This is a genomic window from Pseudomonas sp. R11F (assembly GCF_050312575.1).
Classification (GTDB): Bacteria; Pseudomonadota; Gammaproteobacteria; order Pseudomonadales; family Pseudomonadaceae; genus Aquipseudomonas; species Aquipseudomonas palleroniana.
The window spans coordinates 95,870-104,209 of record NZ_JBNPJU010000070.1; the positions used below are offsets into that span (position 1 = coordinate 95,870).

Below are 8,340 nucleotides of genomic sequence, written 5' to 3' on the forward strand. Positions count from 1 at the left end.
ATGTCGTGCCGTTGTGGTTTAATTGCGCGCTTTCGCCCGCCCCTCAAGGAACTCGTCGTTGATGAATCAGCCCGCCACCAAAGTCCTGGTCATTGGTTACGTCTGGCCGGAACCCCGTTCTTCTGCCGCAGGCGGGCACATGATGCAGATCCTGGAGAGTTTTCTTACGCAAGGTTGGGACATTACCTTCAGTAGCCCTGCCACCATTGGCGAACATAAGGCCGACCTGCCGGCACTGGGCATTGCCGAACGCAACATCGAACTCAATAACAGCAGTTTCGATGACTTTATCCGCGAACTGGCCCCGGATATCGTGCTGTTCGACCGTTTCATGATGGAAGAACAGTTCGGCTGGCGCGTGGAAAAATGCTGCCCGGATGCCCTGCGCGTACTGGAAACCTCAGACCTGCAAAGCCTGCGCGACGCGCGCCATCAGCGTCTCAAGGAGCACCTCAAGGCTGACCCCGACGGTGATGACTTCAGCGCCCTGTTCTGCGCCGATTTGCAACCGGCATTCCAAGGCATGGCCGACACCGACCTGGCCAAGCGCGAGATCGCCGCGATTTACCGCTGTGACATCAGCCTGATGATCTCCGACCTGGAAATCCGCCTGCTCACCGAGCAGTTCAAGGTGCCGGCGGCCCTGCTCCATTGGTGCCCGCTGATGATGGCACCCCCTACCGAGCCCTTTGCGCCCTTTGAAGACCGTGCGCACTTCCTCAGCATCGGCAACTTCCGCCACGCCCCGAACTGGGATGCGGTGCTCTGGATGAAAAACAGCCTCTGGTCGCTGATCCGCCAGCAATTGCCCGGCGCCCAGCTGCATATCTACGGCGCCTACACCCCGCCCAAAGCCACGGCCCTGCACAACCCAGCCCAGGGTTTCCATGTGATGAACTGGGCCGAAGATGCCTTGCAAGTGATGACCGCAGCGCGTATCTGCCTGGCGCCCTTGCGCTTCGGTGCCGGCATCAAAGGCAAACTGGCGGATGCCATGCTCTGCGGCACCCCGAACATCACCACGCCGGTCGGCGCCGAAGCCATGGGCGACGAGCAGCCCTGGCCCGGCATGATCGAGCAGAGTGCATCCGCCCTGGCTGCGGCGGCCGTGGCGTTGTATCAAGACCGCGAGCGCTGGACCCAGGCCCAGGAAAACGGCCGCCAGCTACTGGCCCGGCGCTATGATCAGAACGTCCACGGCCCGGCGTTGGTGGCGTGCCTGGAGGAGTGCCGCAGCCGGCTTGCGGCCCATCGCCGGGATAACTTCACCGGCAGCATGCTGCGTCACCATGCCCATAAAAGCACCCAGTACATGTCCCAGTGGATCGAGGCAAAAAACCGCCTGCCTTAAACGCCGAGGCTGGCGAGGTTGCATGCAACGGGGCATTATCCTACGCAGCAACCACAATAAAGCGACGGCAGCATGACCCGAGCAACGCGAATCACCGACCCTTCCTACGAGCTGATGGACGACCACAACGGCCTGTCCATCATCTATCGCCAGCATGGCTTCCCCTGCCCCCTGGTGCGCTGGCACTTCCACAAGGAATACGAGCTGCACCTGATCGTCGCCAGCTCCGGCAAGGTGTTTATCGGGGACTATATCGGCAATTTCTACCCGGAAAGCCTGTTCCTCACCGGCCCTAACCTGCCCCACAACTGGATCAGCCAGGTGGAGGAAGACGAGGTGGTGCCCAAGCGCGACATGCTGGTGAATTTCACCGATGAGTTGCTGGAGAACGGCAGCCAGATCTTTACCGAACTCAAGACCTTGGCGCCGCTATTGGAGCGGGCACAGTACGGCATCGAATTTCGCTGCAAAAAGACCATCGCCCAAGCCATGACCTTGATGCAACGTATCGAAGACGCCCAAGGCATGGCGCGCCTGGGGCACTTCTTTATCCTGCTGGAGGTGCTCAGCGCCTGCGAGGACTACCAGTTGCTCTCGGGCGTCACCACCCCACAACTGGCGGATGAACACAGCATCGACCGCACCAACCGCGCGGTGGACTATATCTTTGCCCACTACGCACGCGAGCTGCCGCTGGAGGAAGTGGCGGACTACCTGGGAATGAAGCCGACCTATTTTTCACGGGTCTTCAAACAGGCCACCGGGCGCACATTTATCGAATTCGTCAATCGACTGCGCATCAGCAAATCCTGCGAACTGTTGGCCGACGGCGATAAAGCGGTGACGGATGTGTGTTTTGAATCCGGCTTCAACAACATCTCCAACTTCAACCGACGCTTTCAGCAGCTCAAGGGCATGACCCCATCCCACTATCGGCGTTTGGCGGTGCAGCGGTTGACTGAGCAGAACCTGGCCTGAAGCTTTCAGTCACCGGCAGCGAGTGCAAAAAAGTATCAGTCGAAGTGCTCCCAAGGATTTGTCACCTCCCCATTTCAAGGCTGTAATCAACGCACACTCTTCCTGACTCTCTGTGGGAAGACACAACAACAATAACTGTCCTTCTGTAGCCCTCTGGGCGCGGAAATGGAGTGCGCGATGAAGTTCACAGCAAAATCTCTGCTTGCCTTTACCTGCATGACCCTCAGCGCCGTCAGCCTTGGCGCGCAAACCCTGACCATCGCCACCGTCAACAACAGCGACATGATCCGCATGCAAAAGCTCTCGAAAACCTTCGAGACCGAGCATCCGGAGATCAAGCTGAACTGGGTGGTGCTCGAAGAAAACGTATTGCGCCAACGCCTGACCACCGACATCGCCACCCAGGGCGGGCAGTTCGACGTGTTGACCATCGGCATGTACGAAGCCGCACTCTGGGGCGCCAAAGGCTGGCTGGAGCCGATGAAGGATCTGCCGGCGTCCTACGACCTCGACGACGTATTCCCTTCGGTGCGTGACGGCCTGTCGGTCAAAGGCTCGCTGTACGCGTTGCCTTTCTACGCCGAAAGCTCGATCACCTATTATCGCACCGACCTGTTCAAGGACGCCGGGCTGACGATGCCCGAACACCCCACCTGGACCCAGATCGGCGAATTCGCCGCCAAACTCACCGACAAGACCAAAGAGCAGTACGGCCTGTGCCTGCGTGGCAAAGCCGGTTGGGGCGAGAACATGGCGCTGATCACCACCCTGGCCAACGGCTACGGCGCACGCTGGTTCGATGAGAAGTGGCAGCCGGAATTCAACGGGCCTGAGTGGAAGGACGCGCTGACCTTCTACGTCGACAACATGAAGAAATCCGGTCCGCCCGGTGCGTCCAGCAACGGTTTCAACGAAAACCTGGCGCTGTTCAACAGTGGCAAATGCGCGATCTGGGTCGACGCCAGCGTGGCCGGCTCATTCGTCACCGACAAAACCCAGAGCAAGGTGGCTGACCACGTCGGCTTCACCTTCGCCCCCCACGAGAAAACCGATAAAGGCACGTCCTGGCTGTACTCGTGGAGCCTGGCGATCCCGACCAGTTCCAAAGCCAAGGACGCCGCCAAGGTGTTCACCAGTTGGGCCACCTCCAAGGAATACAGCCAACTGGTGGCCAAGACCGACGGCATCGCCAATGTGCCGCCAGGCACGCGCAAGTCGACCTACAGCGACGAATACATGAAGGCCGCGCCGTTCGCCAAGGTGACGCTGGAATCGCTGAAAGTCGCCGACCCGACCAAACCGACGCTCAAGCCGGTGCCGTATATCGGTATCCAGTTGGTGACCATTCCTGAGTTCCAGGCGATTGGTACCCAGGTCGGCAAGTTCTTCTCCGGTGCGCTGACGGGCCAGCAGACGGTGGACCAGGCCTTGACCGCAGCGCAGACCACCACCGAGCGTGAAATGAAGCGGGCCGGTTACCCCAAGTAACCCAGGCATCTCACCGTCAATGTGGGAGGGGGTTTGCCCCTCCCACCCTGACCGCACTCCGATTCTCGCTCTGTACTGGCCTTGAATACCATGAATACACCCGCCAAAAATCGCCTGGCCAACCCCGGCTGGTTCCTCGTCAGCCCTTCGGTGGCCTTGCTGCTGTTGTGGATGATCGTACCGCTGGGCATGACCCTGTACTTTTCGCTGATCCGCTACAACCTGCTCTACCCCGGCGAAAACTCATTCGTGGGGTTGGAAAACTTCACCTACTTCATCACCGACTCGGGCTTCCTGCCCGGCGCGACCAACACCCTGCTACTGGTGGGCAGCGTACTGCTGATCAGCGTGGTGTTCGGCGTGCTGATCAGTGCCCTGCTGGAAGCCAGTGAGTTCTTCGGTCGCGGCCTGGTGCGGGTGATGCTGATCTCGCCGTTCTTCATCATGCCCACCGTCGGTGCACTGATCTGGAAGAACCTGATTTTCCACCCGGTCTCGGGGATTCTCGCCGCCGTGTGGAAGCTGTTCGGAGCCGAGCCGGTGGACTGGCTGGCGCACTACCCGTTGCTGTCGATCATCATCATCGTGTCGTGGCAATGGCTGCCCTTCGCCATTTTGCTGCTGATGACCGCCATGCAATCCCTCGACCAGGAACAAAAGGAGGCGGCGCGCCTGGACGGTGCCGGCGCCATTGCGATCTTCTGGCACCTGACCCTGCCCCACCTGGCGCGCCCGATTGCCGTGGTGGTGATGATCGAAACCATCTTCCTGCTCTCGGTGTTCGCCGAAATCTTCACCACCACCAACGGTGGCCCGGGCTACGCCTCGACCAACCTCGCCTACCTGATCTACAACCAGGCGCTGGTGCAGTTCGACGTGGGCATGGCCTCGGCCGGCGGCTTGATCGCCGTGGTCATCGCCAATATCGCGGCGATCATCCTGGTGCGGATGATCGGCAAAAACCTGACTGACAAGCCTTGAGGGCCGCGCCATGACGCTTCAACAATCCCGCCGCCTGCAAAGTGTGTTGCTCGGCACGCTGGCCTGGGCCATCGCGATCCTGATTTTCTTCCCGATCTTTTGGATGGTGTTGACCAGCTTCAAGACTGAAATCGATGCCTTTGCCACGCCGCCGCAGTTCATCTTCACGCCGACGCTGGAGAACTACCTGCACATCAACGAGCGCAGCAATTACTTTGCGTACGCCTGGAACTCCGTGGTGATTTCCTTCAGCGCTACCGCCCTGTGCCTGCTGATCTCGGTGCCGGCCGCCTACTCCATGGCGTTCTACGAAACCCAGCGCACCAAAGGCACGCTGCTGTGGATGCTGTCCACCAAGATGCTGCCGCCGGTGGGGGTATTGATGCCGATCTACCTGCTGGCCAAGAGCTTTGGCCTGTTGGATACGCGGATTGCGCTGATCATCATCTACACCCTGATCAACCTGCCGATCGTGGTCTGGATGGTTTACACCTACTTCAAGGACATCCCCAAGGACATCCTCGAAGCCGCCCGCCTGGATGGCGCCACCCTGTGGCAGGAAATGGTCCGCGTGCTGCTGCCGATCGCCAAGGGCGGCCTGGCCTCCACCGTGTTGCTGTCGCTGATCCTGTGCTGGAACGAGGCGTTCTGGTCGCTGAACCTGACCTCGTCCAGCGCCGCCCCGCTGACCGCGCTGATCGCCTCGTACTCCAGCCCCGAAGGCTTGTTCTGGGCCAAGCTGTCGGCCGTGTCGACGCTGGCCTGTGCGCCGATCCTGATCTTTGGCTGGATCAGCCAGAAACAGCTGGTGCGCGGTTTGTCCTTCGGCGCCGTGAAGTAACGGTTTCCTGATAATAATTTGAAGATGGAGGCCCATCATGGCCAACCTGAAAATCAACAATCTGCAAAAAGGCTTCGAAGGCTTCTCGATCATCAAGGGCGTCGACCTGGAAGTGAATGACAAGGAATTCGTGGTGTTCGTCGGCCCATCGGGCTGCGGTAAATCGACCCTGCTGCGCCTGATCGCCGGCCTGGAGGAAGTGACCGAAGGCACCATCGAACTGGATGGCCGCGACATCACCGAAGTGACCCCGGCCAAGCGCGACCTGGCGATGGTGTTCCAGACCTATGCGCTGTACCCGCACATGAGTGTGCGCAAGAACATGTCGTTTGCCCTGGACCTGGCCGGTGTCGACAAAAAACTGGTTGAAAGCAAAGTCAGCGAAGCGGCGCGCATTCTCGAACTGGGCCCGTTGCTGGAGCGCAAGCCCAAGCAACTGTCCGGCGGCCAACGCCAACGCGTGGCGATTGGACGCGCGATTGTGCGCAACCCGAAGATCTTCCTGTTCGACGAGCCGCTGTCCAACCTCGACGCCGCGCTGCGCGTGCAGATGCGCCTGGAACTGGCACGCCTGCACAAGGAACTGCAAGCGACCATGATCTACGTGACCCATGACCAGGTCGAAGCCATGACCCTGGCCGATAAGGTGGTGGTGCTCAACAGCGGCCGCATCGAGCAAGTCGGCTCGCCGCTGGAGCTGTATCACCGGCCGGCCAACCTGTTTGTGGCAGGGTTTCTCGGCACGCCGAAAATGGGCTTCCTCAAAGGCCAGGTCACCCGCGTCGACAGCCAAGGCTGCGCCGTGCAGCTGGACGCCGGCACCCTGATCAACCTGCCCTTGAGCAGCGCCAGCTTGAGCGTAGGCAGTGCCGTGACCCTGGGGATTCGCCCGGAGCACCTGGAAATCGCCGCACCCGGCCAGACCACGCTGACCGTCACCGCCGACGTCGGCGAACGCCTGGGCAGTGACACCTTCTGCCATGTCGTGACCGCCAGCGGCGAGCCCTTGACCCTGCGCATTCGCGGCGACATGGCCAGCCAGTACGGCGAAACGCTGCACCTGCACCTGGACCCGGCGCACTGCCATCTGTTCGATACCGAGGGTGTCGCCGTGGCCCGCCCACTGCGCGCCGCCGCCTGATTTCGCGAGACTTGTGATGAAACTGAATAAACAGCACCTCACTCAACTGGCGCCGCAGGTGAAACTGCCGGCGTATGCGATTGCCGACACCACCCACGGCATCGCCCATATTGGCGTCGGCGGTTTCCACCGTGCGCATCAGGCGTATTACACCGATGCCCTGATGAATACCGGCGAGGGCCTGGACTGGAGCATCTGCGGCGTCGGCCTGCGCAGCGAGGATCGCAAGGCCCGCGACGACCTGGCCGGCCAGGACTACCTGTTCACCCTGTATGAACTGGGGGATACCGACGACACCGAAGTGCGCGTGATCGGCTCGATCAGCGACATGCTGCTGGCCGAAGACGGTGCCCGGGCGCTGATCGACAAACTGGCCAGCCCCGAGATTCGCATTGTTTCGCTGACCATCACCGAAGGCGGCTACTGCATCGACGACAGCACTGGCGATTTCATGGCCCATCTGCCGCAGATCCAGCACGACCTGGCCCACCCGAACGCACCTAAAACGGTGTTCGGGTTCATCTGCGCGGCGTTGACCCAACGCCGTGCGGCGGGCATTCCGGCATTTACCGTGATGTCCTGCGATAACCTGCCGCACAACGGCGCCGTCACCCGCAAAGCACTGCTGGCGTTTGCCGCCTTGCACGACGCCGAGCTGCACGACTGGATCAAGGCCAACGTGAGTTTTCCCAACGCCATGGTCGACCGCATCACCCCGATGACCAGCACCGCCCATCGCCTGCAACTGCATGATGAGCATGGCATCGATGACGCCTGGCCAGCGGTGTGCGAACCCTTTGTGCAGTGGGTACTCGAAGACCGCTTCGTCAACGGCCGCCCGGCGTGGGAGAAGGTCGGCGTGCAGTTCACCGACGACGTCACACCGTATGAAGAAATGAAGATCGGCCTGCTCAATGGCAGCCACCTGGCGCTGACCTACCTGGGTTTTCTCAAGGGCTACCGATTTGTGCACGAGACCATGAACGACCCGCTGTTTGTGGCCTATATGCGTGCCTACATGGACCTGGACGTCACGCCGAACCTGGCACCGGTGCCGGGCATCAACCTGAGCGACTATAAACAGAGCCTGGTGGAGCGCTTTTCCAACCGGGCGATCGCCGACCAGCTGGAGCGCGTGTGTTCCGACGGCTCGTCGAAGTTTCCCAAGTTCACCGTACCGACGATCAATCGCCTGATTGCCGACGGCCGGGAGACTGAACGCGCAGCACTGGTAGTCGCCGCCTGGGCGCTGTATTTGAAGGGTGTGGATGAGAATGGCGTGAGCTACAAGATCCCCGACCCGCGTGCCGAATTCTGCCAGGGGCTGGTAAGCGATGACGCCTCGATCAGCCGGCGCCTGCTCGCGGTTGAAGAGATTTTCGGCACGGCTATTCCCAATTCGCCTGAGTTTGTGGCAGCGTTTGAGCGGTGCTTTTCCAGCTTGCGCGATCACGGCGTCACCCGAACCCTGGAGCACCTGCTGAAGAAACCGGCTTGAAACTGTGGGAGGGGGCTTGCTCCCGATAGCGGTGGGTCAGTTAAGTCTGTATTGACTGGTGC

The 8,340-nt window shown here is 60.7% G+C and carries 7 protein-coding genes; all 7 read left to right on the top strand.

All coding sequences use genetic code 11. From position 1 onward, the window contains the following. Positions 1–61: 61 nt before the first annotated feature. Complete coding sequence (locus ACQRBV_RS23310) at positions 62–1,351, top strand: glycosyltransferase (protein WP_411983915.1); 1,290 nt, start codon at positions 62–64, stop codon at positions 1,349–1,351. A gap of 72 nt (positions 1,352–1,423) precedes the next feature. Beyond that, positions 1,424–2,329: an AraC family transcriptional regulator gene (locus ACQRBV_RS23315; RefSeq protein WP_060757051.1), complete on the top strand. Its 906-nt coding sequence runs from the start codon at positions 1,424–1,426 to the stop codon at positions 2,327–2,329. A gap of 177 nt (positions 2,330–2,506) precedes the next feature. Continuing rightward, on the top strand, positions 2,507–3,817 hold the full coding sequence (locus ACQRBV_RS23320) for an ABC transporter substrate-binding protein (protein WP_411983914.1): 1,311 nt from the start codon (positions 2,507–2,509) through the stop codon (positions 3,815–3,817). Positions 3,818–3,907: 90 nt separating this feature from the next. Beyond that, positions 3,908–4,798, top strand: coding sequence for a carbohydrate ABC transporter permease (locus ACQRBV_RS23325; RefSeq protein WP_060757053.1), 891 nt, complete (start codon positions 3,908–3,910; stop codon positions 4,796–4,798). A gap of 10 nt (positions 4,799–4,808) precedes the next feature. After that, positions 4,809–5,639 (top strand): carbohydrate ABC transporter permease, encoded by an 831-nt coding sequence (locus ACQRBV_RS23330; protein ID WP_060757054.1) that lies wholly within the window; start codon positions 4,809–4,811, stop codon positions 5,637–5,639. 37 nt (positions 5,640–5,676) lie between these two features. Then, positions 5,677–6,780, top strand: coding sequence for an ABC transporter ATP-binding protein (locus tag ACQRBV_RS23335; protein WP_060757055.1), 1,104 nt, complete (start codon positions 5,677–5,679; stop codon positions 6,778–6,780). A gap of 16 nt (positions 6,781–6,796) precedes the next feature. After that, positions 6,797–8,278, top strand: a complete 1,482-nt coding sequence (locus ACQRBV_RS23340; RefSeq protein WP_411983913.1) for a mannitol dehydrogenase family protein — start codon at positions 6,797–6,799, stop codon at positions 8,276–8,278. The last annotated feature ends 62 nt before the right edge of the window (positions 8,279–8,340 follow it).

What these genes read in the sequence shown, in the direction of transcription:
- ACQRBV_RS23310 (WP_411983915.1), top strand. Translation starts at nt 62, where the DNA reads ATGAATCAGCCCGCCACCAAAGTCCTGGTCATTGGTTACGTCTGGCCG.
- ACQRBV_RS23315 (WP_060757051.1), top strand. Translation starts at nt 1,424, where the DNA reads ATGACCCGAGCAACGCGAATCACCGACCCTTCCTACGAGCTGATGGAC.
- ACQRBV_RS23320 (WP_411983914.1), top strand. Translation starts at nt 2,507, where the DNA reads ATGAAGTTCACAGCAAAATCTCTGCTTGCCTTTACCTGCATGACCCTC.
- ACQRBV_RS23325 (WP_060757053.1), top strand. Translation starts at nt 3,908, where the DNA reads ATGAATACACCCGCCAAAAATCGCCTGGCCAACCCCGGCTGGTTCCTC.
- ACQRBV_RS23330 (WP_060757054.1), top strand. Translation starts at nt 4,809, where the DNA reads ATGACGCTTCAACAATCCCGCCGCCTGCAAAGTGTGTTGCTCGGCACG.
- ACQRBV_RS23335 (WP_060757055.1), top strand. Translation starts at nt 5,677, where the DNA reads ATGGCCAACCTGAAAATCAACAATCTGCAAAAAGGCTTCGAAGGCTTC.
- ACQRBV_RS23340 (WP_411983913.1), top strand. Translation starts at nt 6,797, where the DNA reads ATGAAACTGAATAAACAGCACCTCACTCAACTGGCGCCGCAGGTGAAA.